Source organism: Streptomyces sp. NPDC111507, assembly GCF_055638955.1.
This window is the reverse complement of sequence record NZ_JBVKBU010000006.1, coordinates 481,799-506,865: the sequence shown is the minus strand read 5'-3', so window position 1 is coordinate 506,865 and position 25,067 is coordinate 481,799. Positions and strand designations below refer to the sequence as shown.

Annotated in this window: 22 protein-coding genes; 14 read left to right on the top strand and 8 right to left on the bottom strand. The window is 71.9% G+C overall.

Going from position 1 to position 25,067, the window contains the following annotated elements; all coding sequences use genetic code 11:
• Nucleotides 1-130 precede the first annotated feature (130 nt).
• Together ACZ7M2_RS26465 and ACZ7M2_RS26460 are read left to right on the top strand one after the other, a co-directional pair.
• Nucleotides 131-736, top strand: coding sequence for a sulfite oxidase-like oxidoreductase (locus tag ACZ7M2_RS26465; RefSeq protein WP_471597352.1), 606 nt, complete (start codon nt 131-133; stop codon nt 734-736).
• Between the two features lie 4 nt (nt 737-740).
• Nucleotides 741-1,496: a ferredoxin reductase gene (locus ACZ7M2_RS26460; protein ID WP_471597351.1), complete on the top strand. Its 756-nt coding sequence runs from the start codon at nt 741-743 to the stop codon at nt 1,494-1,496.
• 24 nt (nt 1,497-1,520) lie between these two features.
• Here ACZ7M2_RS26460 and ACZ7M2_RS26455 read toward each other — a convergent pair whose 3' ends face one another.
• On the bottom strand, nt 1,521-2,354 hold the full coding sequence (locus ACZ7M2_RS26455) for a universal stress protein (RefSeq protein WP_471597350.1): 834 nt from the start codon (nt 2,352-2,354) through the stop codon (nt 1,521-1,523).
• A gap of 242 nt (nt 2,355-2,596) precedes the next feature.
• Here ACZ7M2_RS26455 and ACZ7M2_RS26450 point away from each other — a divergent pair, with 242 nt between their 5' ends.
• The 3 genes from ACZ7M2_RS26450 (at nt 2,597) to ACZ7M2_RS26440 (ending at nt 6,559) form a co-directional block, all read left to right on the top strand.
• Nucleotides 2,597-3,181: an Rv1733c family protein gene (locus ACZ7M2_RS26450; RefSeq protein WP_471597349.1), complete on the top strand. Its 585-nt coding sequence runs from the start codon at nt 2,597-2,599 to the stop codon at nt 3,179-3,181.
• 141 nt (nt 3,182-3,322) lie between these two features.
• A complete protein-coding gene (locus tag ACZ7M2_RS26445) occupies nt 3,323-5,212 on the top strand; it encodes a CdaR family protein (RefSeq protein ID WP_471597348.1) in 1,890 nt (629 codons plus the stop codon).
• A 381-nt stretch (nt 5,213-5,593) separates the two neighbouring features.
• Entirely contained in the window at nt 5,594-6,559 is a 966-nt protein-coding gene (locus ACZ7M2_RS26440) for an acetylxylan esterase (RefSeq protein ID WP_060897692.1), read from the top strand.
• A 29-nt stretch (nt 6,560-6,588) separates the two neighbouring features.
• Here the strand turns inward: ACZ7M2_RS26440 and ACZ7M2_RS26435 are convergent, their stop codons facing one another.
• Entirely contained in the window at nt 6,589-7,638 is a 1,050-nt protein-coding gene (locus ACZ7M2_RS26435; protein ID WP_471597347.1) for a phosphatidylinositol-specific phospholipase C domain-containing protein, read from the bottom strand.
• A gap of 196 nt (nt 7,639-7,834) precedes the next feature.
• Here ACZ7M2_RS26435 and ACZ7M2_RS26430 point away from each other — a divergent pair, with 196 nt between their 5' ends.
• From ACZ7M2_RS26430 to ACZ7M2_RS26420, 3 genes are all read left to right on the top strand, one after another.
• Entirely contained in the window at nt 7,835-9,004 is a 1,170-nt protein-coding gene (locus tag ACZ7M2_RS26430) for a serine hydrolase domain-containing protein (RefSeq protein WP_471597346.1), read from the top strand.
• A 171-nt stretch (nt 9,005-9,175) separates the two neighbouring features.
• Nucleotides 9,176-9,916, top strand: coding sequence for a GntR family transcriptional regulator (locus ACZ7M2_RS26425; RefSeq protein ID WP_471597345.1), 741 nt, complete (start codon nt 9,176-9,178; stop codon nt 9,914-9,916).
• 65 nt (nt 9,917-9,981) lie between these two features.
• Nucleotides 9,982-10,815 (top strand): alpha/beta hydrolase, encoded by an 834-nt coding sequence (locus tag ACZ7M2_RS26420; protein WP_471597344.1) that lies wholly within the window; start codon nt 9,982-9,984, stop codon nt 10,813-10,815.
• 19 nt (nt 10,816-10,834) lie between these two features.
• Here ACZ7M2_RS26420 and ACZ7M2_RS26415 read toward each other — a convergent pair whose 3' ends face one another.
• On the bottom strand, nt 10,835-11,725 hold the full coding sequence (locus tag ACZ7M2_RS26415; protein ID WP_471597343.1) for a class I SAM-dependent methyltransferase: 891 nt from the start codon (nt 11,723-11,725) through the stop codon (nt 10,835-10,837).
• Between the two features lie 54 nt (nt 11,726-11,779).
• Here ACZ7M2_RS26415 and ACZ7M2_RS26410 point away from each other — a divergent pair, with 54 nt between their 5' ends.
• A complete protein-coding gene (locus ACZ7M2_RS26410) occupies nt 11,780-13,375 on the top strand; it encodes an alpha-amylase family glycosyl hydrolase (RefSeq protein ID WP_471597342.1) in 1,596 nt (531 codons plus the stop codon).
• A 403-nt stretch (nt 13,376-13,778) separates the two neighbouring features.
• On the opposite strand, the gene ACZ7M2_RS26405 is transcribed toward ACZ7M2_RS26410, so the two are convergent.
• From ACZ7M2_RS26405 to ACZ7M2_RS26385, 5 genes are all read right to left on the bottom strand, one after another.
• Complete coding sequence (locus ACZ7M2_RS26405; RefSeq protein WP_471597341.1) at nt 13,779-15,692, bottom strand: hypothetical protein; 1,914 nt, start codon at nt 15,690-15,692, stop codon at nt 13,779-13,781.
• A gap of 296 nt (nt 15,693-15,988) precedes the next feature.
• Nucleotides 15,989-16,759 carry an SDR family NAD(P)-dependent oxidoreductase gene (locus ACZ7M2_RS26400; RefSeq protein WP_471597340.1) on the bottom strand — a complete coding sequence of 257 codons (771 nt, stop codon included), beginning with the start codon at nt 16,757-16,759 and terminating at the stop codon, nt 15,989-15,991.
• Nucleotides 16,756-18,057 carry a histidinol dehydrogenase gene (gene hisD, locus ACZ7M2_RS26395; RefSeq protein ID WP_471597339.1) on the bottom strand — a complete coding sequence of 434 codons (1,302 nt, stop codon included), beginning with the start codon at nt 18,055-18,057 and terminating at the stop codon, nt 16,756-16,758. Before hisD ends, ACZ7M2_RS26400 begins: the two co-directional genes overlap by 4 nt.
• A gap of 40 nt (nt 18,058-18,097) precedes the next feature.
• Nucleotides 18,098-19,039 (bottom strand): VOC family protein, encoded by a 942-nt coding sequence (locus ACZ7M2_RS26390; protein ID WP_471597338.1) that lies wholly within the window; start codon nt 19,037-19,039, stop codon nt 18,098-18,100.
• On the bottom strand, nt 19,036-20,010 hold the full coding sequence (locus ACZ7M2_RS26385) for a fumarylacetoacetate hydrolase family protein (protein ID WP_471597337.1): 975 nt from the start codon (nt 20,008-20,010) through the stop codon (nt 19,036-19,038). Before ACZ7M2_RS26385 ends, ACZ7M2_RS26390 begins: the two co-directional genes overlap by 4 nt.
• A gap of 228 nt (nt 20,011-20,238) precedes the next feature.
• On the opposite strand from ACZ7M2_RS26385, the gene ACZ7M2_RS26380 reads away from it, so the two are divergent.
• From ACZ7M2_RS26380 to ACZ7M2_RS26360, 5 genes are read left to right on the top strand one after another with little or no spacing between them, the layout of a single operon-like run.
• On the top strand, nt 20,239-20,544 hold the full coding sequence (locus ACZ7M2_RS26380; protein WP_352045427.1) for an antibiotic biosynthesis monooxygenase family protein: 306 nt from the start codon (nt 20,239-20,241) through the stop codon (nt 20,542-20,544).
• Nucleotides 20,545-20,594: 50 nt separating this feature from the next.
• Nucleotides 20,595-21,719 carry an FAD-dependent monooxygenase gene (locus ACZ7M2_RS26375; protein WP_471597336.1) on the top strand — a complete coding sequence of 375 codons (1,125 nt, stop codon included), beginning with the start codon at nt 20,595-20,597 and terminating at the stop codon, nt 21,717-21,719.
• The gene (locus tag ACZ7M2_RS26370) at nt 21,716-22,720 is read left to right on the top strand and encodes an amidohydrolase family protein (protein ID WP_471597335.1); all 1,005 of its coding nucleotides are present in this window, start codon (nt 21,716-21,718) and stop codon (nt 22,718-22,720) included. Before ACZ7M2_RS26375 ends, ACZ7M2_RS26370 begins: the two co-directional genes overlap by 4 nt.
• Nucleotides 22,717-23,685, top strand: a complete 969-nt coding sequence (locus ACZ7M2_RS26365; protein ID WP_471597334.1) for a cyclase family protein — start codon at nt 22,717-22,719, stop codon at nt 23,683-23,685. Before ACZ7M2_RS26370 ends, ACZ7M2_RS26365 begins: the two co-directional genes overlap by 4 nt.
• An 8-nt stretch (nt 23,686-23,693) precedes the next feature.
• Nucleotides 23,694-25,064 (top strand): FAD-binding oxidoreductase, encoded by a 1,371-nt coding sequence (locus ACZ7M2_RS26360; RefSeq protein ID WP_471597333.1) that lies wholly within the window; start codon nt 23,694-23,696, stop codon nt 25,062-25,064.
• Nucleotides 25,065-25,067: the final 3 nt, after the last annotated feature.

The following is a 25,067-nucleotide window of genomic DNA, read 5'->3' as shown; positions in this document are numbered from 1 at the left end:
ACGGCCGCAATGATCGGGATCCCGCCCGGGCGCGGAGCACGGCCCGCGGCCCCGTACGGTGGGATGCGTAAGCACCGATCACGCTCGATCCGCGGGCCGCCGTACCCGACGGCCTGGAGGCACCACCGCCATGAACGTCACCCGAGCCTTCACCGGGCGCCCCCGCGTCGACAACGCCGGACTGCCGCCCGGCCAGTACGACGCGGGCGACGACTGGCCCGTCCTGTCCGCCGAGGTCACCCCCGACCTGGCACCCGCCGACTGGACCTTCCGGGTCGACGGGCTGGTGGCCGAGCCGCGTACCTGGAGCTGGGAGCAGGCGCACGCGCTGCCCGCCTCGGCGTACGAGGGCGACATCCACTGCGTGACGAGCTGGTCGAAGTTCGGGGTGCGCTTCGGGGGTGTCTGCCTGGACGCGTTCCTGGACACCGTGCGCCCGGACGCGTCCGCCAGCCACGTGGTCGCGTACTCGCACACCGGGTACACCACGAACCTCCCGCTCGCCGACATCACCGGCGGTCGTGCCTGGATCGCCTGGGAGTACGAGGGGAAGCCGCTGCCCGCCGAACACGGCGGCCCGGCGCGGCTGATCGTCCCGCACCTGTACTTCTGGAAGAGCGCCAAGTGGATCGCGGGCCTCAGGCTCCTCGACCACGACGAGCCGGGCTTCTGGGAGCAGAACGGCTACCACGCACGCGGCAACCCCTGGGAAGAACAGCGCTACTCCGGTGACTGAGACGATGACCGACACGTTCGTACCGCCCACCCGGTTCGCCGTGCCCGGGCGGATCGCGGTGAGCAACCGGGCCGCCGCCACCTGGCAGACCGCCACGCTCACCGAGATCCGCCGCGAGACGCCGGGCGCCGCCACCTTCCGGTTCGCGGTGCCGGAGTGGACGGGGCATCTGCCCGGACAGCACCTGATGCTGCGGCTGACCGCCGAGGACGGGTACGTGGCGCAGCGTCACTACTCGCTCGCATCGCCGCCCGACGACACCGGGCACATCGAGCTCACCCTCGACCACGTCGAGGGCGGCGAGGTCTCCGGCTGGTTCCACACGGTGGCGAAGCCCGGTGACTCGGTCGAGGTGCGCGGTCCGCTCAGCGGGTTCTTCGCCTGGCCCGGCGACCGGCCCGCGCTGCTCGTCGGCGCGGGCTCCGGTGTCGTACCGCTGATGTCGATGCTGCGCCACCACCGGGCCCGCGCCCTGGACGTGCCGCTGCGGCTGATCGTCTCCGCGCGTGGCCCCGAAGAGCTCATCTACGCGCGGGAGTACGGCGCCGAGACCACGCCCGTCTTCACGCGTACCGCACCCGAGGGGATGGCCGTGGGACGGCTCGCGGCGGCGCATCTGGCGCCGCTGCTGGCCGAGCGGCCGCCCGGTGGGTGGGAGGCTTATGTGTGCGGCTCCAACGGGTTCGCGGAGCACGCCTCGCGGCTGCTGGTGGAGGCCGGGCAGCCAGTGGACCGCATTCGTATCGAACGCTTCGGCTGAGACGTCCCCTTCCGACGAACCCGGTCAGTCGTGTGGAACGACCGCCACCGGGCAGTCGGCGTGCCGGATCAGCGACCGCGCGGCGCGGCCCGGGCCCCGGCCCGTGCGGCGCCCGACGACCAGCAGACCGGCTCGCGCGGACGCTTCCAGCAGACGGGGGCCGGGATCGCCGTAGACGCGGTGTTCGCGGACCGTGGTTCCGGGGAACCTGTGGCGCCACGGCCGCAGGGTGCTGGTGGGCAGGGTCCACGGGTGCACCACGTGCAGCGGCGCCGAGCGCACGGCGGCCGTGTCGAAGGCGTAGCCGATCAGGTCGTCGGCCGAGGCGTCCGGATCGAGTCCGAGGACGACCGGCAGGTAGGGCGCCGTACTCGGCGGTGAGCCGTCGACGACGGGCACCCGTTCGTCCTCGGGGAGTTCGCCCGCGCGCACCAGGACGACCGGGCGGTCGGCGCGGGCCGCGACGCCCAGGGCAACCGAGCCGACCGGGAACCCCGCGCTCCCCGTACGGCCGCGCGAGCCGAGGACCAGCGTCTGCGCCTCGACGGCCGCGGCGAGCAGCGCCGGGACCGCCGGTGTCGCCGTGCGGCGGGCGATGATGTCCAAGGCCGGGTGGGCGTAGGAGAGTTCGATGGCGGCCCGGTCGAGTGCGGCGCGGGTGCGCCCGGCGGGAACGTCGATGCCGTCGATGCCGTCGATGCCGAAGACGCCGCCTGAAACGGCCGGTTCGGTTCCCGCGTGCAGCAGCCGCAGGGGGAGTCGGCGGCGCTGCGCCTCGCGGGCGGCCCAGTCGGCCGCGTCCAGGCTGGGCCGCGAGCCGTCGATGCCCACGGTGATCGCCGGTGTGCCGGTGCTCATGGCTTCCGCCTTTCCACAGGGTGCGACCGGGGGCAACTGCCCTTCGTCTGAGGGTCGGTTACGCGCCAGTGTGCGTCGAGTGCTGCTGGATGGGCACAGGTCATGGTGGCTCCTGTTCGCTGCGCGGAGTGGTTCGCGGGTTCCACAGGAGGCGCGGATCAGTCACGCCGGGTGAGCCGAATCGTCCCGGTGCGGGGTCCGTTCGGCCTCCGCGGGCGGGACCTGGAGGCGAGGAGGTGAAGATGCGTACCCGGGTACGCGGTTGGCGCTGGCGCCGCAATCCGCTGCGCCGTCGCTCGGACGTCGTCGAGGCGTGGACGGTACTGGCCGTCGCCGTGCTGTTGTTCGTCGGTGCGCCGCTGGCCGGAGCCGCTGTGGGGTGGTGGCGGTACGACAGCGCACAGGCACGGGCGGCGACGCAGCGGGCCGAGCGGCAGCGGGTGAGCGCCGTACTCGTCGAGACCGCGCCCGCCGCGGTGCCCTCGCCGCAGGGTGCCAGGCTGCCCACGTTCCGGGTGAAGGTGCGCTGGACCGAGCCGGGCAAGGGGCCCAGGACCGGTGAGGCCCTGGTCCCCGCGGGCGGGCAGCCCGGCGACCGCGTCGCCGTCTGGCTCGATGCGCGCGGCCGGAACGTCGGTCCGCCGGTGAGCACCGGCGCGGTCTGGCAACACGCTCTGACGACGGGCGTGTCGACCGCCGCGGGGGTCGTGGCCGTCGTACTCGCCTGGCACTTCGCCGTACGGCGGATCGCCGCGCGTCGCCGGCTGGCCGAGTGGGAGCGGGAGTGGGCGCGTACGGGGCCCAAGTGGCGACGGCACACGGCTTGATGGCGGGGGTACCACCCGTCTTGACGGCGCGGGGTGCCACCCGTCCCGCGTCTTTTTCGCGCACCCCGTACTGCGGTCCGGCGGCCGACGCGCCTACGGTGTGGACAGCGGCCGGTGCGCCATCGACACGGGAAGGACGCCATGCCCACGCTGATCAACCTGTGCGAGGAGCCCGACTTCTGTCTTCGGTTCGTCAACGGGGGCCCGATGGCCGACCGCGCGGTCGATTCCGTACGCGCCCTGTCCCTGGCCGCGACCGCGGGCGGCGCGCTGGGTGATGTGAGGGACACGCTGGTGGTGATCGGTGACTTCTGGGCTTCCGGGCGGACGTCCGTGCACGAGGGGGTAGAGCCGTTGCTGCGTGAGTTGTCGCGGCAGCGGGCCGCCGGACTCGCCGTGGTGGTCGGGCAGCACGGCGCGCAGTCCGTTCCGGTGGTGATCCGCAGCTCGGCCGTCCGCCTCGGCGTACCGCTGCTGACCACGACGAAGGAGCTGCACGACTGGCACGAACTGATCCCGCGGCTGCGCGAGTACCGCTACCGGCAGGCCGAATGGCACGCCGATCAGCTCACCGCGCTGCTGAACCGGCTTCCGGACCGGCTCACCGACGCGCACACGGCCACGGATGCGGACACGGACGCGATGCAGCGGATCACGGAGTGGCTGGCAGCCGCGGTGGACGCCGAAGTGGTGGTCAGTGATCCCCTGCGCGGTGTACTGGCCGCGGCGCCCGACGTCCTCACTCGGCAGTCCCCGCGCACCGCCTTCCCCCGGACGCGGACGGAGTCGCTCCCGCTGAGCGCCGCCGGTTCCGGCGCGGTCCTGTCGGTGACCCCCAGCCGTCCGCTCGACGACGTGCGCACCGAGTTGCTGGGGCACGCGGCGAAGGCGCTGGGTCTCATCGACCGGACCCGGTTGCCCGACCAACTGGCGGAGACCCGGCGCGAGGTGCAGCTGAGTGTCCTGCAACTGCTGATGGTGGGTGAGGAGGTGGCGGCCCAGCGCGTGCTGGCCGGCCTCGCACCGGGGCTGCTGGCGACCGAGTCGGTGCGTGTCCATGTGATCGACTGCGCGCGGGAGGACCGCGAGGTGGCGCTCCGGCAGGCGGAGGACGCGCTCGCCGGACGCGCGCTGCTGGCGCGGTGCCCGGTGTTCAATCACCTGATCGTGGTCGATCCGCTCCAGACGGACGAGGACGCTCCGGGCGGGGTGTGGCACACGCTGGAGGCGGTCGTCGCCGCGCTGCCCAGGCACTGCATGGGCGGCAGCCGGGTGTACGCGCTGAGCAGTGTGGCGGACGCGTACACGCAGGCGGCCGGCACCCTCGTGACGGCGCGCCGGGCGGCCGGCCGGGTCGCGCTCGCCGAACAGCGTGCCGACCTGATGGACGTCCTGCCGCCGGCCACGGCCCGGCGGTGGGCGGGCACACTGCTGCGCCCGGTGCTCACCCTGCCGGCCGGGCAGCGCGAACAGCTCGTGCGGACACTGGAGTTGGGGCTCGAGTTCCCGCACACGGCCGTCGGCCGACTGCTCGGCATCCACCGCAACACGGTGACGCACCGCATCAGCAAGGGCTTCGGTCTGCTCGGCCTCGACCGCGGCCAGGTCCTGAACCGGGTGGTGGTCTCGACGGCGCTCCAGGTCGTCGTGAAGTACGGTCATGACGCGCATTCGGCCGACCCGGCGGCGGACTTCACCGCGATGGTGTCCGCTCCGGAGGTCCGCGCGTGGGCCGACTCGTTCCTCGAGCCGCTGCGGGCCGACCGCCGAGATCTGCTGCGCACGCTCCGGGTCTGGCTGGAGAACGACACCCACACCGGGCGGACGGCCGCCGCGCTCGACGTGGCGCCGGTGACGGTCCGCAGTCATCTGCGGGCCGCCGCGCCGCTGATCCAGCGCCACCTGCCGGTGGGCCCGGACGAGACGGAGACGCTCGACGGAAACGAGCACGAGCAGGCGCTCAGCGGCGTACGTCCGCTGGCGTTCGCGCTGCACGCCGACACCGGCCGCCCCTCCCTGCCGGCCGCCTGAACCGCCCCTCACCGGCGCCGGACTGTGCACCGGTGCGGTGGCGCGCCCGCCCTCTTGTGCACCGGAACGGCTCCCGTCCGCCCCGGCGGCGCGTCCGGCGGCCCGACTGTGCACCCGTGACGTGGCAGGGCGGGAGGGCGCTCCCTAGCGTGGCGCTCGCCCGCCCGACGCCGTGTCGGGGAGGGCGCGAAGGAGGTCGCCGTGAACGCCAACCGCTGGTCGCGCAAGGGTGAGGACGAGCGGGCCGGGCGACGTGACTGCGGTTGGTCCGTGGCCCTGGCCCTCGGCCCCGGTGACTGACCGAAGGGAGGTCTGGCGGCCCTCCGGCGTCACACGTACGGTGTGATCATCCGCACCCGTGACGTCAAAAGGTGGTCCTTCATGGCCCAGTTCGACCTCCCCCTCGACGAACTTCGCGAATACCGCAGCGCGTCCGCCGAGCCCGAGGACTTCGACACCTTCTGGGCCAAGACCCTCCAAGAGACGCGGGAGCACGACCTCGACGCCCGCTTCGAACCCGTCGAGACGCCCCTCAAGACGGTCAAGGTGTACGACGTGACGTTCGCCGGGTTCGGCGGGCACCCGGTCAAGGGCTGGCTCACGCTGCCCGCCTGGGCGAACTCCGCCCTGCCCACGGTCGTCGAGTTCGTCGGCTACGGCGGCGGTCGCGGCCTCTCGCACACGCATCTGCTGTGGGCCTCGGCGGGCTTCGCGCACTTCGTGATGGACACCCGTGGTCAGGGCAGCGCGTGGGGCGGCGGCGAGACCCCGGACCCGGTGGGCAGCGCGCCCGCGTACCCCGGTTACATGACCCGTGGCATCGACGCACCCGAGAACTACTACTACCGCCGGGTGTTCACCGACGGTGTGCGCGCGGTGGAGGCGGCCCGCTCGCATCCGCTGGTGGACGCCGAGCGCGTGGCGGCCGTCGGCGGGAGTCAGGGCGGCGGGATCACGATCGCGGTGGGCGGTCTGGTCCCCGACCTGGCCGCGATCGCGCCCGACGTGCCGTTCCTGTGCGACTTCCCGCGTGCGACGACGCTGACGGACCGGCACCCGTACCGGGAGATCGGCAACTATCTCAAGACCCACCGCGGTCGTACCGAGGACGTCCTGCGCACGCTGTCCTACTTCGACGGGGTGCACTTCGCGGCGCGCGGGCGGGCGCCGGCCCTCTTCTCGGTCGCGCTGGAGGACCAGACCTGCCCGCCCTCCACGATCTTCGCGGCCTTCAACGCCTGGGACCACGAGGACAAGAAGATCGAGGTCTACGACTTCAACGACCACGAGGGCGGCGGCCCCTACCAGGAAGCGGCCAAGCTGGCCTGGCTGCCCGCGCACCTCTGACGCGGCCGTGGTGCGGTGACGGCCGGCGCTCAGCCCGCCGTTCCGCGTGGCACGACCGTCGACAGCACCGCGGGCAGCGGGTACCAGTCGGCCGACACCACGCTGGCGTGCTGCCGGGCGAGGAGGGCGACGCGGTCCAGGGCCTGGGCCTGGGTGGGGTTGGTGGCGTCGATGGCCGGGGGCACGTTCTGGCCGTCGGTCATGACGACGAGGTAGTGGCGGTCGTCGTACCAGGCGGTGTCGATGGTGCCGTTCGCGTAGGTGGCGGCGTCGCCGTCGAAGATCACGAACCAGGGGCGGATGGTCGGGTCCGTGTAGCGGGTGCGCGGGTCGCCCGCGGCCGCGTTGTGCACGGCGGGGAAGGCGGCCGCCTCGCGCAGCCGCCCGGCCGCGGCGAGGTCACGGAGATGGGTGGCGTACTCGCGGTCGGTCCAGAGCGAGTCGAGGGGGTTGCCCTCCTCGACGGTTCCGGGGATCAGCTCGACCATGAACTTGCCCGCGAGGGCCGAGCGGGCGGGCCAGCCGTCGGCGCGTACCGCCGAGTCGAGGTCGGCGTGGGAGCCGACGATGTCGGCGGGGCGCAGCAGGGCGTCGCCGAGCTTCGCGGTGAGCAGGGCGTCCAGCTGGGCGGGGCCGCGGCCGTTGTTGGCCTGGAATCCGTCCTTCATCTCGATCTTCAGCTGGATCGGCCGGTGGCCCGGGTGCGCGTCGTGCCAGGCCTTGATGTCGGAGAGGCAGCCTGCGAGATCGCGGTTGCGGGACTTGGTGCGCAGCTCGGAGGCGTTCGCCGCGTTCTCGCAGTTGTTGTCGTTGCCGATCGGATTGCTGTGCGAGACGCGCCAGGAGGCACCGAACACATTGGTCCACACGTCGAGTTCGAGCATTCCGGCGCCGGAGTCCAGCGCGTCGGCGAAGTACGTGTACTTGGCCTTGTCGTAGGAGTTGTGGACCCCGACCGAGGTGCTGGCGGAGTACGAGAGGTCCGCGGCGGTGGCGCCGGGGGCCGTGGTCAGAGCGAGGGCTCCCGCCGTCGCCACCGCGATCCCGGTGCGCGTCAACACCCTCACATGTCTGTACATGCTCCCCTGCCTCCTGCGTCTCGGTGGTCAACCGACGTGCAGCGTAAGGGTGTTGGGTGACATCCGGAAGATCCCGCGGTGAAGGACGACGGGCGACGACGACACGTACGCAAGACGGATGCCGTCACACCGCTTCCCTCCAGTCCGACCAGTCGGTACGTTCGGGGCCGGAGTCCCGATGGATGACGGAGGTCCCATGACCCAGCCCGCGCCGCCGCGCGTTCACGGCCACTGCGACGCCCGCTTCGCGGCGGTGCGCACCGCGTTCGAGGAGAACTTCCGGGATCGCGACGAGCTCGGCGCGGCCGTGACCGTCACGCTCGACGGCGAGACGGTGGTCGACCTGTGGGGCGGCTGGGCGGACGCGGCGCGCACCCGGCCCTGGGAGCGCGAGACGCTGGTCAACGTCTGGTCGACGTCCAAGGGCCCGACCTCGCTGTGCGCGCACATCCTGGCCGATCGCGGGCTGCTCGACTTCGACGCCCCGGTGGCCGCGTACTGGCCGGAGTTCGCGGCGGCGGGCAAGGAGTCCGTGCTCGTACGGCATCTGCTGTCGCACCGCGCGGGGCTGGCCGGGCTGCGCGAGCCGCACGATCTGACCCAGCTGTGCGACTGGGAGCTGACCGTGGAGCGGCTGGCGGCGCAGGAGCCGTGGTGGGAGCCGGGAACCCGGTCCGGGTACCACGCGCTCACCTTCGGCCATCTGGTGGGAGAGGTGGTGCGGCGGGTCTCCGGGCTGCGGCCGGGCGCGTTCCTGGAGCGGGAGGTGACCGGGCCGCTCGGGATCGACTTCACCATCGGGCTGCCGGAGAAGGAGGCCGCGCGGGCAGCCGAGCTGGTGCATCCGCCGGTCGCGTCGCGCAGTGAACAGGCGGCGATCTTCGCCCAGTTGACGCCCGCGGCGGTGGCCGCCCTCGCCAATCCACTGGTCGGCGCCAACGAGGCCAACACGGCCCAGTGGCGGGCGGCCGAGATACCGGCGGCGGGCGGCCACGGCACGGCCCGCGCGGTCGCCGCGCTGTACGGGATCTTCGCCGGGCGCGGGGCGTACGGCTCCCGGCAGGTGCTCTCCCCGGAGGCCGCGGAGCGGGTGCGCGAGGGGCAGGGCAGCTGCCGGGACCTGGTGCTCGGCGCCGGGTTCGAGCACGAGACGGAAATCGGTCTCGGGCTGTGGCTGAGCGGGCCCAATGGCTCGTACGGTCCCAACCCGAGGGCTTTCGGACACGACGGCTTCGGCGGCTCCTGCGGTCTCGCCGACCCGGAGTCGGGCCTCTCCCTGGGGTACGTCATGAACCGGATGGGCCCGCACATCGCCGACGACCCAAGGAAGATGGCGCTCGTGGACGCCCTGTACAGCGCGCTCTGAACGCGCCCGCGACGCCCGGCGGGTGCGGGCTGAAACCGGCCGAACCGGCCGACCGCCCTTCCCTCGTGGTTTAGACCAATGCTAGATCTGGTGGCGCACAGAGCCCGCACGGCTACGTCTTGTCACCACGATCAGCACGCTCACCACGGTCACCTCTCAGGAGGCGCGGACATGGCCCGCACCACCAGTCCCATCAGCACCCACCCGTCCGACCAGGAACCCCGCTACGCGCGGATCGCCGCACTACTGCTCGGCGAACTGCGCGACGGGACGGTTCCACCCGGTGAACGACTGCCGGGAGAAAGGGAGTTGGCCTCGCGCTTCGGCGTCAGCCGCGAGACGGTGCGGCAGGCGTTGCAGCGACTGCGGCGCGACGGTCTCGTCTCCACCGACCGGCGCGGCAGCCACGCCACCCTGCCCGGTACCACCGCCGAGCACATCCCCTCGCTCGACTTTCCCGTCGGCGCGCACACCGCCGAGCCGTGCGCCGTCCACCGCGCCAGCGTCACCTGGGAGGCTCCCCCGCCCGAGCACGCCGAGGCACTGGGGCTCGCGCCGGCCCGGCCGACCCTCGTGCATCGCTACGAGTCGGCCGCGGCGGACGGCAGCGGACTGCGTACGGCGTTCACCTCGTTCTCCGCCGTCGCCGTGACCGAGGTCGAGGAACTCGCCCGCTACCGCGACCGCGCGGACGGCTCCGCGTCGGCGCAGCTGCGGCGGGCCTACGACTGGATGCGCAAGGCCGGGCTGACCCTGCACCACCGGGACGCGATCACACGGCTCCCGCAGTCCGTGCGGGTCACCCGGCGCGTGCACGACCAGTACGACCGGCTCCTGGAGATCACCGAACTGGTGGTGGAGGCACAACAGGACGCCCTGGTCTACGAGTTCGTACTGCCGGCGGCGGGGTGAGACCGATCCGGGGATGCAGTCACGTGACAGATCCCAGGAGCGCCGTACGCGACTACGTTCGAGACATGACCACCAACGACGCACAGCAGATCGAGCGGGCCAACGCCACGGGCCGCGTCCCGGTCGTCTTCGTCCACGGCCTGTGGCTGCTGCCGAGCAGCTGGGACCGCTGGACCGCGCACTTCGAGCAGGCGGGCTACGCGCCGGTCTCCCTGTCCTGGCCCGACGACCCCGACACGGTCGAGGAGGCCAACGCCCACCCGGAGGTCCTCGCCGGCAAGACGGTCGGGCAGGTCGCCGACCATCTGGAGACGCTGATCGGCGGCCTGGTGAAGAAGCCGGCGGTCATCGGCCACTCCTTCGGTGGACTGCTCACCCAGATCCTCGCCGGCCGGGGCCGGTCCGCCGCCTCGGTGGCGATCGACCCGGCACCGTTCCGGGGTGTGCTGCCGCTGCCGATCTCGTCGCTGCGCTCCGCCGCTCCGGTCCTGGGCAACCCGGCCAACCGGCACCGGGCCGTCCCGCTCACCTTCGACCAGTTCCGCTACGGCTTCGCCAACGCGGTGAGCGAGGAGGAGGCCAAGGAGCTGTACGACACGTTCGCCGTACCCGCGCCGGGCGCCCCGCTCTTCCAGGCCGCCACCGCGAACTTCAACCCGTGGACCGAGGTCAAGGTCGACGCCGAGAACCCCGAGCGCGGCCCGCTGCTGATCATCTCGGGCGAGAAGGACCACACCGTGCCGTGGGCGATCGCGAACGCCTCGTACAAGAAGCAGCAGCACAACCCGGGCGTCACCGAGATCACCGAGATCCCGGGCCGTGGACACGCGCTGACCATCGACCACGGCTGGCAGGAGGTCGCCGACACCGCGCTGGAGTTCGTCCGCCGCTTCGCCTGACCTCCCGCGACAGCGGGGGTCAGCCGGAACCCGAGGCGGCATCCGAAGCGGCGGCGGAGGCACCGCCGCTTCGGGTGGCCACGACCATCCGGCATCGCGGGCTGCCGTCACGCCGCCACCCGAACTCGGGCAGCGCCAGGAGCTCCACCTCGAACCCCGCCCGCCTCAGCTCCCGCTGTACGTCGCCGAGCCGGAAGGCCCGGTAGTACATGACGAACGGTGGCCGCCAGACGGCGTTGCGCACCCGCATCGCCGTGTCGAAGCCCAACAGGGCCCAGTACCAGGGTGAACTCGGGCGCGGCGGGGCCGTGACGGGGAACGCGAAGCGCCCGCCCGGTCGCAGTACGGAGTGGACCTGGGCGAACAGACCCGGCAGCTCGCGCGGCAGGAAGTGCCCGAACGCGCCGAAGCTGACCACGAGGTCGAAGACGGGGCCGAAGGGCAGGGCACGCGCGTCACCCCGTACCCACGCGAGGCGCGGCGACCTCCCCTGGTCCGCGCCCTCGTACGATCCGGGGCTCGCCCCCGCTCGCGCGCCGGGCCGCGGGCGCGTTCGGGCGCCGGGGAGCGCGACCCCCGGCGCGTCCGCTTCCGTACGCTTCAGTCCCCCCGTACCCGTCCGCTCCCGCCCCACGGCCAGCATCCCCGCGCTGATGTCGACCCCGGTGACCCGACCCCGGCACAGTCCGCTCAGCACCTCCATGCCCGCGCCCGTGCCACAGCACAGGTCGAGACCGTGGTCGAACGGGCCGATGGGGCGTAGTGCACGGGCCACGGCGTCGAGGATCGCGTCCGGAGTCCGGAACGGCGTGTGATCGAACTTGGGTGCGAGAAGGTCATAGCCGTGCTCGACGGAGGACAGGGCCTGCGTGGCCAGTTCGCGGAGGGTGGGACCTTGCGGGGTGAACATCACCCTCAGCTTAGGGGCAGCGCGCGCCCCGGGCGCCGGTCTAGGGTCCCGTTCATGACTTCGTTCCGTCCCGCCCCCGCCTGGCTGGCCGACGCCGTCTTCTACCAGATCTATCCGCAGTCCTTCGCCGACTCCAACGGCGACGGCATCGGCGACTTCAACGGGATCGCCGAGCGCCTCGACCACCTCGCGTGGCTGGGCGTGAACACCGTGTGGCTGAACCCGTGCTTCGTCTCACCGTTCCGCGACGCCGGGTACGACGTCAGCGACTACCTGGCCGTCGCGCCGCGTTACGGCTCCCTCGATGACCTGGCCAAGCTGGTCGACGAGGCCGGCCGGCGCGGCATCCGGGTCCTGCTGGATCTCGTGGCAGGGCACACCTCCGACGAGCACCCGTGGTTCAAGGCCGCCGCGCACGATCCGACCGACGACCGGTACATCTGGGCGGCCGAGGGCCGTCCCGACGGCTTCGTCCCCTCCCCCGGCACCCGCCCGGGCGCGTACCTGCCGAACTTCTTCGCCTTCCAGCCCGCCCTCAACTTCGGCTACGCGCGGGCGAATCCGGCCGAGCCCTGGCGTCTGCCGGTCGACGCCGAGGGGCCGCGCGCCAACCGGGCGGCGCTGCGCGCGATCATGGACCACTGGCTGGGTCTCGGCCTGTCCGGCTTCCGTGTCGACATGGCCGCCTCGCTCGTCAAGGACGACCCGGACAAGACGGAAACCGCCAAGGTCTGGGCCGAGTTGCGCCACTGGCTGGACGACGCGCATCCGGACGCGGTGCTGCTCTCGGAGTGGGGCGAGCCGGAGGTGTCCGTCCCCGCGGGCTTCCACGCGGACTTCTTCCTCCAGTTCGGCGGCCCCACCGACGGCCTCGCCCTGCGCTCGCTGTGGAGCAACGGCGAGGGGACGGTCAACGAGAGCTGGGACCCCCTCGACTGCTTCTTCGACCGGAGCGGCCGGGGTTCGCCGCGCCCCTTCCTCGAAGCCTGGGAGAAGGCGTCCACCGCGCTCGGCGCGAGCGGTTTCATCTCCCTGCCCACCGCCAACCACGACTTCTCCCGCCTCAACTGCGGCCCACGCACACCCGAGCAACTGCCCGCCGCCTTCGCGTTCCAGCTCACCTGGCCGACGCTCCCGGCGATCTACTACGGCGACGAGATCGGCATGCGCTACCTTCCGGGCCTGCCCGACCAGGAGGGCAGCGTCCTCGGCCCTCGCTACAACCGCGCGGGCTCCCGCACCCCGATGCAGTGGGACGAGGGCCCGAACGCCGGTTTCTCCACCGCCGCGCCAGGCCGCCTCTACCTCCCCGTCGACCCGTCGCCCACCCGCCCGACCGTCGCCGCCCAGCGCGCCGACGAGGCCTCACTCCTCCACCTCGTACGCCGCCTCGTCACCCTGCGCACCCACACCCCGCAGCTAGGCTCCCGGGGCTCGGTGGAGGTGCTGCACGCCGGCCATCCGTTCGTGTACCTGCGCGGCGGAAGGTACCTCGTGGTCATCAACCCGAGCGAGCGCGCGGCGAGTTGTGCCTACGACGGTGCCCGCACCGGGGTGCCCCTGGAGGCCGACGGGGTCACGGTGAACGGCTCCACGATCACCGCCGAGGGCTTCGCGTACGGGGTCTTCGACCTGGGCCCCGACCGCTAGTCGCCGTCCCTGGGGCACATGGCCGGCGGGTCCGCCGGCCAGTACCAGGGTGTCGGCGGTGATCCTGCTCAGCCCCTCGAGCCAGGCCGGGTCGGGCGTGTCGATCTCCCTTCTGATGGCCACCACCATGTCCCAGTCGAAGGTGAGCTCGCCGTCCGGCCCGGTCGGGGTGGTCTTCTCGCGGGGCCGCGGAACCGGCACGTCCTCCAGGACGAGCCGGCCCACCCGTTCCGGTCGCTCCTGCGTGAGCAGGTAGGCCACGACCCCGCCCATGGGGTGTCCGATCAGGTCCACCGTGCCGAGTCCCAGAACGTCGAGGGCGGGCATGACCTCGGCCCAGTCGGTGCTGTTCTCGCCAAGGGCGTGCAACAGGACGAGCGGCGGAGCGGACGCCCCCGGTGGCTCAGCCGACCGTGAGGACGATCGCTCCGGAGTAGGCGCCTCCTGCCTCGATGGCCGTCTGCGTGCCGTCGACCGTCATGGTCACGGACTCGCCGCTCGCCGCTCGCACCGCCGCGTCGGCGGCGAGCGTCAGCCTGGTCAGGTACGAGGTGCCGGTCACGGTCCAGGTCGAACCGCTGTTCAGCTGGACGATCACGCCGTTGTTGACGACGGGCTTGACGGTGTTGGCGACCTGGCCCAGCTCGTAGAAGTTCGAGGAGTCGATCGTGTCGACGCGGTGCTTGGCCTCCGTGGCCGAGATGACGCCCTGCACGGTCGAGTCCTCGAAGGTGAGGACCATGTTCTTGCCCGCGCGCATGCCGTTGTAGAAGTCGCCCGCCAGCGCGATGGAGGTGAAGGTGGCGGCGCCGTCGGCCGTGTGGACCGAGGTCGGGTCGAAGGAGGTGTCCTTGGCGGGGTCGCCCGTGGGTTCGGTGTAGACGCCGACGTTCATCATCTTGCCGTCGACGTTCACCGGGCCCGGGTCGTCGCTCTCGATCATCTGCAGGATGATCCCGTTGCCGGGGTTGAGCTGCGCCCCGTCCGAACCGTCCACCGTGATCGAGGTCTGCTGGCCCTTGTTGAGGAAGGTGGTCTGCGCGGAGGTGATGACCGTGCCGCCGTCCACCTTCAGGGTGCCGGTGCCGAAGAACATGAAGCCGAAATGGCCCGAGTTGACGACCGTGATCCGCGCCGGGACGGCCGCCAGTTCGGCCTTGGTCAGGCCGAGGCCGAGCGAGGTGTTGAGCGCCGCGACGGCTTCGCGGGTGCTGTCGCCGTAGTGGATCGAGGCGGCCGGGCCCGCGCAGATGGTGGCGTAGCTGCCGACGTCGAACTGCGAGCCGAGCACGCGGACGGTGGCGTCCCCGATGGCGTAGGTGCCGTAGCCGTACGTTCCCGTGTTGCCGACGCTGCTGTTGATCGCCGTCAGCTGGAGCCCGCTGCCGCCCTCCACCGACAGGGCTCCCCAGGTCTCCGACTGCACGGTCGAGTTGATGTAGGTCGCCTTGGTGCCGGCGCCGATGAGGTTGGTGGCGCGGACGTTGCCGTCGAGGCCCAGCATCCACGGCACGGACTCCATGTACGGGGTCTCCACGGTCGCCTGGTAGTCGGCGGGGAGCGTGCCGTTGCGGGCCCGCAGACGGGAGTTCTTCACGATGACGTTGGCGCCGTCGTCCGCGACGACCGTCGTGCGCACCACGCCCTTGTTGGTGATCCTGGCGCCGTCCACGACGAGTGTCGTGGCCTGACCGGTGCCGACGACCGCGGCGCCGTATCCCGCGAAGTCGCAACGCCCGTTGCCCGTGAGGGAGATGGCGGGGCTCTTGAGCGTGTAGGTGCCGTTCTTCACGAAGACACCGTCGAAGCACTCGCCGGTGGAGGTGATCGCGACGTTGCGGGCGAGGGAGTCGGTGAGCGTGCCGCCGACGACGCCGGACAGGACGGACTTGGCGCGGTCGACGCCGTCGGCGCCCACGTAAAGGGCCTGCCGGAAGGGGAGGGTGAGGGTCTGGTAGGTGACCGCGTTGGCCTCCGCCACCGTGAGCACGATGTCGCCCTGGTAGGTGCCGGCGGAGATCAGCGTCTCGGTTCCGCCCGTCTCGGTGAGGAGCTGCCCGGTCTCGACCCCGTCGACGGTGAGGGTGACGCTGTACCCGTCGGGCGCGGTGACCTTTCCGCCTTCGGCTATGGACAGCTCGCTCACACGCGTGGTCGCCGAGAGCTGGTACGTCTCGCCGGCCCCCACGGAGATCTTGTCCGCCCTGGTCGTCTTCGCCGTGGGTCCCGCGGCCAGGGCGGGGGCCGCCGAAGCGAGCAGGGCTCCGGCCGTGGCCGTACCGGCGATCAGGAACGAACGTCGGGTGATCAGCGTCATTGCATGCCTTCCCAGAGATCGAGTGCGCCGTCGCGCAGCGTGACCGGCCTGCCGTCGGATTCATGAGGGCGACGGCTCGGGCGGAGGCACCAAAGGTGCGCGTGAGAAAGTCAATCAGCCCTGTGCACAAGGGAGTAGCCACCTTGTGGACACATACCGGAGGGCGATGTCTCGGATCGCGTGGCCCGCTTCATGGCGGTCACACAGTGTGTTCACAGACGGGTCGGCGGGGACCGCATGCCGGTGCGGCGGACGACCTGAGACCGTCCGCCGCGCCGTGCTCGCCGCGCCCGGGACTACGCCGGTGCGACCATCCCCGCCGACAGGTCGATGTCCGCCCCGCACAGCCCCGGCATCGCGAGCATCGCCACCAGCGCCCGGGCGACCTCGTCCTCCTCCACGAGCCGGCCCAGCGCGGCGCGCGAGGCGAAGTCCCGCTCGGCGGCCTCGACGCTCGTCCCGGTCAGCTCGGCCGTCAGCCGGAAGTTGCGGTCCATGCGCGGGCCCCGAACCGGCCCGGGGGAAAGGGAGTTGACCGCGACGCCGTGCGGCCCGGCCTCGCCCGCCAGCGTCCGGGTCAGACCGAGGAGCGCCATCTTGGAGGCGGTGTACGGGGTGCGGTTCAGCAGCGGCCGCTTCCCGCTCACGGAGGCGATGTTGACGATGTCACCGTCTCCGGCCGCGATCATGGGCGGCAGGAAGGCCCGGCACATCAGGTACACCCCGCGGACGTTGGCGGCGAACACCTCGTCCCACTCCTCGGGCTCGATGTCGGTGAGCGGCCGTACCGGTCCCGCGACTCCGGCGTTGTTGACGAGCAACGACACCTCCTCGTCGGCGAGTTCGAGGGCCAGGGCGCGCACCGACTCCGGGTCGCGGACGTCACACGCCGCCGTACGGGCCCCTCCGCCCTCCTTGGCCACCAGCGCCGCGGCGTCGGCGAGAGCCCGCTCGCCGCGGCCGACGAGGATCACCCGCGCCCCGGCTCCCGCCAGGGCGAGAGCGAAGGCCCGCCCCAGCGGTCCGCCGCCGCCCGTGATCAGCGCCGTACGACCGTGGAGGGTCATGCCTCGTTCCACGGCAGTTCGTCGCCCGCGGCCTTCGCCGCCCGTACGTCACCGGAGCGGGCGTGCCCCTCGAACAGCTCGACGCGGGAGGCGCGCCCGCACAGCCGGCCGAGCAGGGCCCCCGAGCCGGAGTCCGTGATCTCCTGGTAGGTGACCGTCTTGAGGTACTTCCCGACCCACAGGCCGCCGGTGTAGCGGGCGGCGCCCCGGGTCGGCAGCACATGGTTCGTGCCGATGACCTTGTCTCCGAAGGACACACAGGTGCCCTCGCCCAGGAAGAGCGCGCCGTACTGCGTCATCCTGCGCAGGGCCTCGCGCGGCTCGGCGGTCAGGACCTCGACGTGCTCGAAGGCGAACGTGTCGGCGAGCGCGTACAGCTCGTCGAGGGAGTCCACGACGTGCACCTGCCCGTGGTCGCGCCAGGCGGGCCCGGCGAAGTCGCGCGTGGGCATGCCGGGGAGGAGTCGCTCGACCTCGGCGACGGTCTTCTCGGCGATCTCGCGGGAGGTGGTGATCAGGACGGCCGGGGAGTCGGGCCCGTGCTCGGCCTGGGAGAGCAGGTCGACAGCGCACACGAAGGGGTCGGCGGCGCTGTCGGCGAGGACCAGGATCTCCGTCGGGCCAGCGAAGAGGTCGATGCCGATCTCGCCGAACAGCTGCCGCTTGGCCTCGGCGACATAGGCGTTGCCCGGCCCGGCGATCAGGTTCACCGGCTCCATCGTGTCCGTGCCGACGGCCATCGCGGCGACCGCCTGCACCCCGCCCAGCAGCCAGATCTCGTCCGCGCCCGCGAGATGCGCGGCGGCGACGGTGGCCGCGGGGATCTCGCCGTGGATCGGGGGCGTACAGGCGACGACCCGCGGCACGCCCGCGACCTTCGCCGTGACGATGGTCATGTGCGCGGACGCGGTCAGCGGGTAGCGGCCACCGGGGATGTACGCGCCTGCCGCCCGCACCGGGATGTGCTTCTGCCCGAGCCTGACGCCCGGCAGGGTCTCCACCTCGAACTCGCCCATCGAGTCCAGCTGGTGGCGGGCGAAGGAGCGCACCTGGTCCTGGACGAAACGGATGTCGTCGATGACCTGCCGCGGGACCGAGGCGACGATCTTCTCGATCTCCTCGGCGGAGAGCCGGAAGGCGTCGGGGCTCCACCGGTCGAACTTCTCGGAGTACGCGCGCACGGCCGCGTCGCCGCGCTCGCGGACGTCCGCGATGACGCCCGCCACGGTCTCGCGCACCTGGTCGAGGGAGGCGGTGACCTCCGTCCCCGGTACGGCGTGCTTCAGGATCGTTGCCACAACTGCGGCCTTTCTGCGGGTGGTTGACGGCGGTCGACGGCTATACGGGGGGTGCGACGAACAGCACGTCGGGATCGTTGAACTGCTCCTTGGCGACCGACTCGCTCATCGGGTCGGCGGTGCCCCACTGGTCCTGGGTGACCGGGTCGTCCACGTCGTGGCGGCCCGGGTGCCACAGGTCCTCCTCCAGGACCGCGAGTTCGGTCGTGTACTCGACCGTGTTGCCGTGCGGGTCGTGGAAGTAGGAAAAAGTGTTGTCGCCCGCGAGGTGGCGGCCCGGTCCCCAGGTGAGCCGCGTCCCGGCGCGCAGCGCCCGCCCCGTACCGCGCATGTACTCCTCCACACCGCGCATCTCGAACGAGGCGTGGTGCAGGGAGACATGGGGTCCGCGTGCGATGGCGAAGGAGTGGTGGAGGGGGCTGCACCGCAGGAAGTACATGAGGTCGCCCATGTGCGCCGAGTACAGGGTGTCGGTGAGCCGGAAGCCGAGGTGCCGGACGTAGAAGTCCTTCAGCCCCTCCGGGTCCCGCGAGTTGACCACACAGTGCGAGAGGCGCACCGGGATCGCCTCGCGCTCCTCGATCCTGCGGTGTGCGCGCGTCTCGACATCGGCCGACACCTCCACGACCCGGCCGTCCGGGTCGAAGAAGCGGAAGCCGTAGCCGCCGCCCGGCGTGTCCAAAGCCCCCGGCTCGCCGATGAGTCGGACTCCGGACCTCCCGAGCCGCAGATGCAGCTCGTCCACGGCGGCCGGCGAGACGGCGCCGAAGGCGACCAGGTCCAACCGCTTCCGCTCGTCCTCGCGGATGCGGACGATGTACTGCTCGGGGCTCCCCTCGGCGGCGAAGAAGGCGATCCCGCTGTCGCCGGCGACCTCGGTCAGACCCCAGGTGGTGCCGTAGAAGGCGCGCTGCCGGGCGAAGTCCGGCACGGCCAGGTCGACATGGCGGAGATGGGTGATGGGCTGGAAGGTGCTGGTCACTGTCCGCTCCTGACGGTGTTGCGCTGGTGGCCGAGGCCCGTGATCTCCGCCTCCATGACGTCGCCAGGCTTGAGGAAGACACCCCAGTGCGCGCCGTTGCCCGCCGGGGAACCGGTGAGCAGCAGATCGCCGGGGCGCAGGGTGGTGGTCGTGGAGACGTAGGCGATGAGCCGGGAAATGTCGAAGATCATGTCCTTGGTGGACTCGTCCTGGCGCACGACCGCGTTGTGGCGCAGGGTGATCCGGACGTCCGCGTCTTCGGAGGGGTTGCCGACGAAGGCGGCCGGTACGAGGAAGGGGCCGGTCGGCAGGAAGGTGTCGGCGTTCTTGGCGGTGAACCAGTCGGTGCCGATCGCCTTGAGGTCGGGCCGGTAGAGCCGGTCGCGGGTGGTGAGGTCGTTGCAGATGGTGTAGGCGGCGACGTACGACATCGCGTCCTCGGCGGGGATGTGCTTGCCCGTCCTGCCGATGACGAGGGCGAGTTCGAGTTCCCAGTCGTGCTGCTCACCGAGCGCGGGCAGCACGATGTCGTCGTACGGGCCGCAGATCGCGCGGGGCGAGCCGAGGAAGACATACGGGACGCCGCTGCGGATCCGCTCGTCCATCATCCGCTCGGCGTCCGCGCGGGCCTCCTCGGGCGTGGCGCCGTGCACGCTCTCCTTCTCGGCGGCGACCAGGTCGACCACGTGCTTGCGGTAGTTGGCGCCGCTCTGCAGGACCTGGCCGGGCTCGATGGGGGCGAGGACGCGCAGGTCGGCGAGGCCGTGCCAGGCGCCGGCGGTCTCCTGGGCAAGGCCGGCCAGGCGCGGGAAGAGGGCCGCCCAGTCCTCGAGGACCGCGCGCACGGACGGGGCCACGTCGGACAGGTCACGTACCCGGGGCCCGACGACCAGGCCCGGGAAGACCCGGGAGCCGTAGCCGAAGGTGCCGAGGGCGAAGGGCCCGGTGTGGGAGGGAATTCGGTCGGGCACAGGCTGTCTCCTCGTACGGCGGTTGGCTTGCCGTCGACGCTAGGCAGCGCGGGGGCGGGGCGGAAATGGCGATCCGCGATGCCTGCCATCAGGGGGCCGGAGGCCGTGTGATCAGCGGCCCATCGTCGTACGGGATGGATGACGTCCCCCTTGCCGATGCCTCGATCCGTTGACCCTGCAACGACCCTCCGAGCAGGCTCGGAGCACCATCGGACCCGAGGAGCGAGTGTGATCGTCGAGCATGCCGAACTGACCGTGGAAGCCGGTCGTGAGCGGGTCTTCGAGGCCGTCTTCGACAAGGCCCGCGAGGTGCTCGCCGAGGCGGACGGGTTCTGCTGGACCGAGCTGCTGCGCTGCGAGGAGCGCCCTGACCGCTATCTGCTGCTGGTCGGCTGGACGTCCGTGGAGGCGCACACGGTCGGCTTCCGCAGCTCCGAGCGCTTCCAGCGGTGGCGCGCCCTGGTCGGGCCGTTCTTCGCCGCGCCGCCCGCCGTCGAGCACTACCGCACGCTCGGCGGCCGCTTCACCGCCTGACCGCACCCCACCGCACCCCTGTTCTTCTTCTACGTTCGCAAGGATCGCCCATGCCCGTACACAAGGTGCTCGTCGTCGGCGGCGGCATCACCGGTAGCGTGCTGTCGCTCGCGCTCGCCCAGCGGGGCGCCGAGGTCGAGCTCGCCGAGATATCGCCCCAGTGGTTCGGTGTGGGCCACGGCATCACCGTCCAGGGCAACGCGCTCAAGGCGCTGCGCTCGGTGGGCGTGCTCGACCGGGTGCTCGCCCGGGCCGTCCCGTTCGACGTGATGCGGCTGCGCCGGGCCGACGGCGGACTGCTCGCCGAGCTGCGCACCCCGCACACCGGTGGTGCCGAACTGCCGTCGACGGCGGGCGCGCTGCGCTCGGACCTTCAGGACGCGCTGTGCGACGCGGTCCGCGCGCAAGGGGTGCGCGTCCGGCTCGCGCTGAGCGTGGCGAAGCTCGACCAGTCCCCCGGCCATGTGGACGTCACGTTCACCGACGGCACCAGCGGCCGCTACGACCTCGTGGTCGGCGCCGACGGCATCAACTCGCGGATGCGGCAGCTGATCGGCATCACCACCAGCCCCCGCCCGGTGGGTATGTCGATCTTCCGGGTGGTCGCGGAACGGCCGCCCGAGATGGACTGCGCGGAGGTGTACTACGGCGGCCCGCGCTACAAGGCCGGCTACAGCCCGATCTCGCCCGACCAGTGCTACGCCTACCTGCTCGACGAGAACCTCGACGCCTCGCTGATCGGTCCGCGCGCCCCGCTGTCGCTGCTGCGTGAGCGCGGCGCCGGGTACGGCGGCACCTGGGGCAGGATCCTCGCCTCGCTGCCGGAGGACACTCCGGTCGACTACCGGTGGATCGAGGCGATCCTCGTCGACGAGCCCTGGTACCGGGGCCGTACGGTGATCATCGGGGACGCCGCGCATGCCTGCCCGCCGCTGATCGCGCAGGGCGCCGCGATGTGCGCCGAGGACGCGGTCGTGCTCGCGGAACTCGTCACCGGCGGAGCGCCGCTGGACAAGGCGCTCGACACGTTCATGGCGCGCCGGCTGCCCCGGGTGCGGGTGGTGCTGGAGAACTCGCTGCGGCTCGCCGACTGGGAGATCCATCCGGAGACGCCCGGCGCGGACCCCGGCCGGATCATGTCGGAGACCCTGGACTATCTGACGGCCGCCGCATGAACGTTCCCGTCGTGGACTTCCACGGTCACCTCGCCGTCCCCGCCGCCGACGCGCTGTGCGCGGGCACGCCCGGCCTCGCCGCCGAACTGGCCGCCGAACAGCGGGCGCACTCCCCCGCGTCACTGGCGGTCAACCGCGCCCAACTTCAGCGCGTCGCACCCAAGTTGACGGACGTCACGACCAGGCTCGCCGACCTGGACGCGATGGGTGTCGACCTCCAGGTGGTCGGCCCGATGCCGATGCACCACTACTGGGCGGACGCGGATCTCGCCGTACGCCTGGCGCGCACGGTCAACGAAGCCGTGGCGGCGCACTGCGCGGTGGCGCCGGAGCGGCTGTACGGCCTGGGCACGGTCCCGCTCCAGCATCCCGGCCTCGCGGTCGCGCTCCTCGACAAGGCGGTCACGGAGTACGGCCTGTACGGGATCAGCGTGTCCACGACCGTGGACGGACGGGAACTCGCGGACTCCGCGCACGACCCGGTGTGGCAGCGGGCCGAGGAGCTCGGCGCGGTCGTCTTCGTGCACCCCTGGGGCTGCTCGCTCGGGGAACGGCTGGCCACGCACTACCTCGGCAACACGGTCGGGCAGCCCCTCGAGACGACGGTCGCGCTCTCGCACCTCATCTTCACCGGTGTCCTGGACCGCTTCCCGCGCCTCAAGCTCGTCGCCGCGCACGGCGGGGGCTATCTGCCGACGTACATCGGCCGTTCCGACCACGCCTGGCACATGCGCGAGGACGCGCGGGGCTGCGCGCAGCCGCCGAGCGCGTATCTGCGGCGCATGTGGTTCGACGCGCTCGTCTACACCCCGGGCGGACTGCGCCATCTGGTCGAGGAGGTCGGCGCGGACCGGGTCGTCCTCGGCACCGATCACCCCTTCGACATGGGCGTCGGGGACCCGGTGGCCCGGCTGGACGCCGCCGGGCTGTCCGCGGCCGGCCGTGCCGCCGTCGCCGGGGGCAACGCTCTCGACCTGCTGCAGAAAGGACGTACTCGATGAGCCTGGGTCCGATTGAGGAAGAGCTCGCCAAGGCCCGTTCCGCCTACCGGAACTGGGGCCGTTGGGGTGAGGACGACGTGCTGGGCACGCTCAATTTCATCGACGACGCGATACGGGCGCACGCGGCGGGCCTGGTCCGGCGGGGCCGGTCGTTCTCGCTCTCCCAGGAGTTCAACGAGAGGGGCCCGCAGCGCGGTTTCCGTGGCCGGATCAACCCCGTCCACTACATGAAGGACACCGGTTCGGACGCGGCCGCCGGGACGCAGGGCTTCCCGCACGGCTTCGGGGGCGCCGACGACCACGTCGTGATGCCGCTCCAGGCCTCCACCCAGTGGGACGGCCTCGGGCACATCTACGACAACAAGCAGGCCTGGAACGGCCGTCCGTGCACCATCGTCAACGGCGACGGGGACTCGGTCACCGGCATCGAGCACATGAAGGACGCCTTCACCGGGCGCGGGGTCCTGCTCGACGTGGGCCGCGCGGTCGGCGACGAACACGGCGAACTCCCGGACGGTTTCGCGATCCTGGAGGAGCATCTGCGCGCCACGATCGAGGCGCAGGGCGCCACCTCGTCCGTACGGCGCGGCGATCTGGTCCTCATCAGGACAGGGCAGTTGGGGCGGGTACGGCGACTCGGCGCGTGGGGCGGGTACGCCGCCGGGGACGCCCCGGGCCTCTCCTTCACCACGCTCGGCTGGCTGCACCATACGGAGATCGCCGCGATCGCCTCCGACACCTGGGGACTCGAAGTACGCCCGTACGAGTTCGTCCAGCCGGCGATGTCCCCGCTGCACCAGATCGCGATCCCCAACATGGGCCTTCCGCTGGGTGAGATGTGGGACCTGGAGGAGCTGGCCGAGGACTGCGCTGCCGACGGTGTCCACGAGTTCCTGCTGGTCGCGGCTCCGCTGCCGGTCACCGGCGCGGTGGGCGCCCCTGTCAATCCGATCGCGATCAAGTGAGTACGCGCGTGCACATCGACCGTTTCTCAGGCACCCTCCACTTCCCCGGCGACGAGGACTTCGGGGAGGCGTGTTTCGGCCGGGTCTTCAACGCCCGCCGCCCGTCGGACCGTACCCCCGCCGCCGTGCTGATGGCCGGGTCCGAACAGGACGTCGTCGACGGCGTACGACTCGCCCGGGAGCGGGGCTGGCAGGTCGCCGTCCGCTCCGGCGGGCACAGCTGGGCCGCCTGGTCGGTGCGCGAGGACGCGCTGCTGATCGACCTCGGGGGCCTGCGCGAGATGGCGTACGACCCGCGGACCGGGATCGTGACGGCGAGTCCGGGCATCAAGGGCGGCGACGAACTCAACCCGTATCTCGGAGAGTTCGGGCGCTTCTTCAACGGCGGGCACTGTCCCTCCGTCGGTATCGGCGGCTTTCTGCTCCAGGGCGGACAGGGCTGGAACGCGCGCGGCTGGGGCTGGGCGGCCGAGAACGTCGTCGCGATCGACGTCGTCACCGCCGAGGGCGAGCTGGTGCGTGCGGACGAGACGCACCACGGCGATCTGTTCTGGGCGGCGCGCGGCGCGGGTCCTGGCTTCTTCGGGGTCGTCACCCGCTTCCATCTGCGCACCCGCCCGCTGCCGAAGCATCTGGCGCACACCGTCCACGCGTACCCGCTGGACCTGTTCGACGAGGTCATGACCTGGCTGCACGGCATGCACCACACCGTCTCCGACCTCGTCGAGATCGTCGCCCTGACACAGACGCCGCCCGCCGGGGACGGTCCGGTGCTGCTGGTCACGGGCGTGTCGATGACCGACACCGCCGAGGAGGCCGCCGAGGCGCTGGCCCCGCTGCACGCCAACCCGTACGCGGACCGGGCGCTGCTGCGGATCGAGGCGCGGCCGACGACCCTCGCCGAGCAGCTTCAGGGCCAGCGCGTCGCCAACCCCGAGGGGCACCGCTATCTCGTCGACAACGCCTGGCTGACCGGGTCGGCCGCCGAGGTCGTGCCGGCGATCCGCAAGGCGTTCACCGAGCAGCCGACCCGGCAGACCTTCACCATCTGGTTCTCGATGGCCCCGCTGCGTGAACTCCCGGACATGGCCTTCTCGTTGCAGTCCGAGATCTACTGCGCCACCTACGTCATCCACGACGATCCCGGGCGCGACGCCGAGCTGCGCGGCTGGCTCGACGAGGCGATGGCGGCGATGCGGCCGGTGACCGCAGGCCAGTACCTCGGGGACTGCGACTTCACCGTGCGGCAGCTGAGGTTCATGGGTGACGCGCAGTGGGAGCGGCTTCGGGGGATCCGGGCGGCTCGCGACCCGAAGGGCCTCTTCGTGGGCCATCTGAGCGCCGGGACCGTCACCAACACCAACGACTGGGAGCGATAGGGC

Bases quoted from the DNA above. Each gene is read 5' to 3' on its own strand.
- ACZ7M2_RS26465 (WP_471597352.1), top strand. From the start codon at position 131: ATGAACGTCACCCGAGCCTTCACCGGGCGCCCCCGCGTCGACAACGCC.
- ACZ7M2_RS26460 (WP_471597351.1), top strand. From the start codon at position 741: ATGACCGACACGTTCGTACCGCCCACCCGGTTCGCCGTGCCCGGGCGG.
- ACZ7M2_RS26455 (WP_471597350.1), bottom strand. From the start codon at position 2,354: ATGAGCACCGGCACACCGGCGATCACCGTGGGCATCGACGGCTCGCGG.
- ACZ7M2_RS26450 (WP_471597349.1), top strand. From the start codon at position 2,597: ATGCGTACCCGGGTACGCGGTTGGCGCTGGCGCCGCAATCCGCTGCGC.
- ACZ7M2_RS26445 (WP_471597348.1), top strand. From the start codon at position 3,323: ATGCCCACGCTGATCAACCTGTGCGAGGAGCCCGACTTCTGTCTTCGG.
- ACZ7M2_RS26440 (WP_060897692.1), top strand. From the start codon at position 5,594: ATGGCCCAGTTCGACCTCCCCCTCGACGAACTTCGCGAATACCGCAGC.
- ACZ7M2_RS26435 (WP_471597347.1), bottom strand. From the start codon at position 7,638: ATGTACAGACATGTGAGGGTGTTGACGCGCACCGGGATCGCGGTGGCG.
- ACZ7M2_RS26430 (WP_471597346.1), top strand. From the start codon at position 7,835: ATGACCCAGCCCGCGCCGCCGCGCGTTCACGGCCACTGCGACGCCCGC.
- ACZ7M2_RS26425 (WP_471597345.1), top strand. From the start codon at position 9,176: ATGGCCCGCACCACCAGTCCCATCAGCACCCACCCGTCCGACCAGGAA.
- ACZ7M2_RS26420 (WP_471597344.1), top strand. From the start codon at position 9,982: ATGACCACCAACGACGCACAGCAGATCGAGCGGGCCAACGCCACGGGC.
- ACZ7M2_RS26415 (WP_471597343.1), bottom strand. From the start codon at position 11,725: ATGTTCACCCCGCAAGGTCCCACCCTCCGCGAACTGGCCACGCAGGCC.
- ACZ7M2_RS26410 (WP_471597342.1), top strand. From the start codon at position 11,780: ATGACTTCGTTCCGTCCCGCCCCCGCCTGGCTGGCCGACGCCGTCTTC.
- ACZ7M2_RS26405 (WP_471597341.1), bottom strand. From the start codon at position 15,692: ATGACGCTGATCACCCGACGTTCGTTCCTGATCGCCGGTACGGCCACG.
- ACZ7M2_RS26400 (WP_471597340.1), bottom strand. From the start codon at position 16,759: ATGACCCTCCACGGTCGTACGGCGCTGATCACGGGCGGCGGCGGACCG.
- ACZ7M2_RS26375 (WP_471597336.1), top strand. From the start codon at position 20,595: ATGCCCGTACACAAGGTGCTCGTCGTCGGCGGCGGCATCACCGGTAGC.
- ACZ7M2_RS26370 (WP_471597335.1), top strand. From the start codon at position 21,716: ATGAACGTTCCCGTCGTGGACTTCCACGGTCACCTCGCCGTCCCCGCC.
- ACZ7M2_RS26365 (WP_471597334.1), top strand. From the start codon at position 22,717: ATGAGCCTGGGTCCGATTGAGGAAGAGCTCGCCAAGGCCCGTTCCGCC.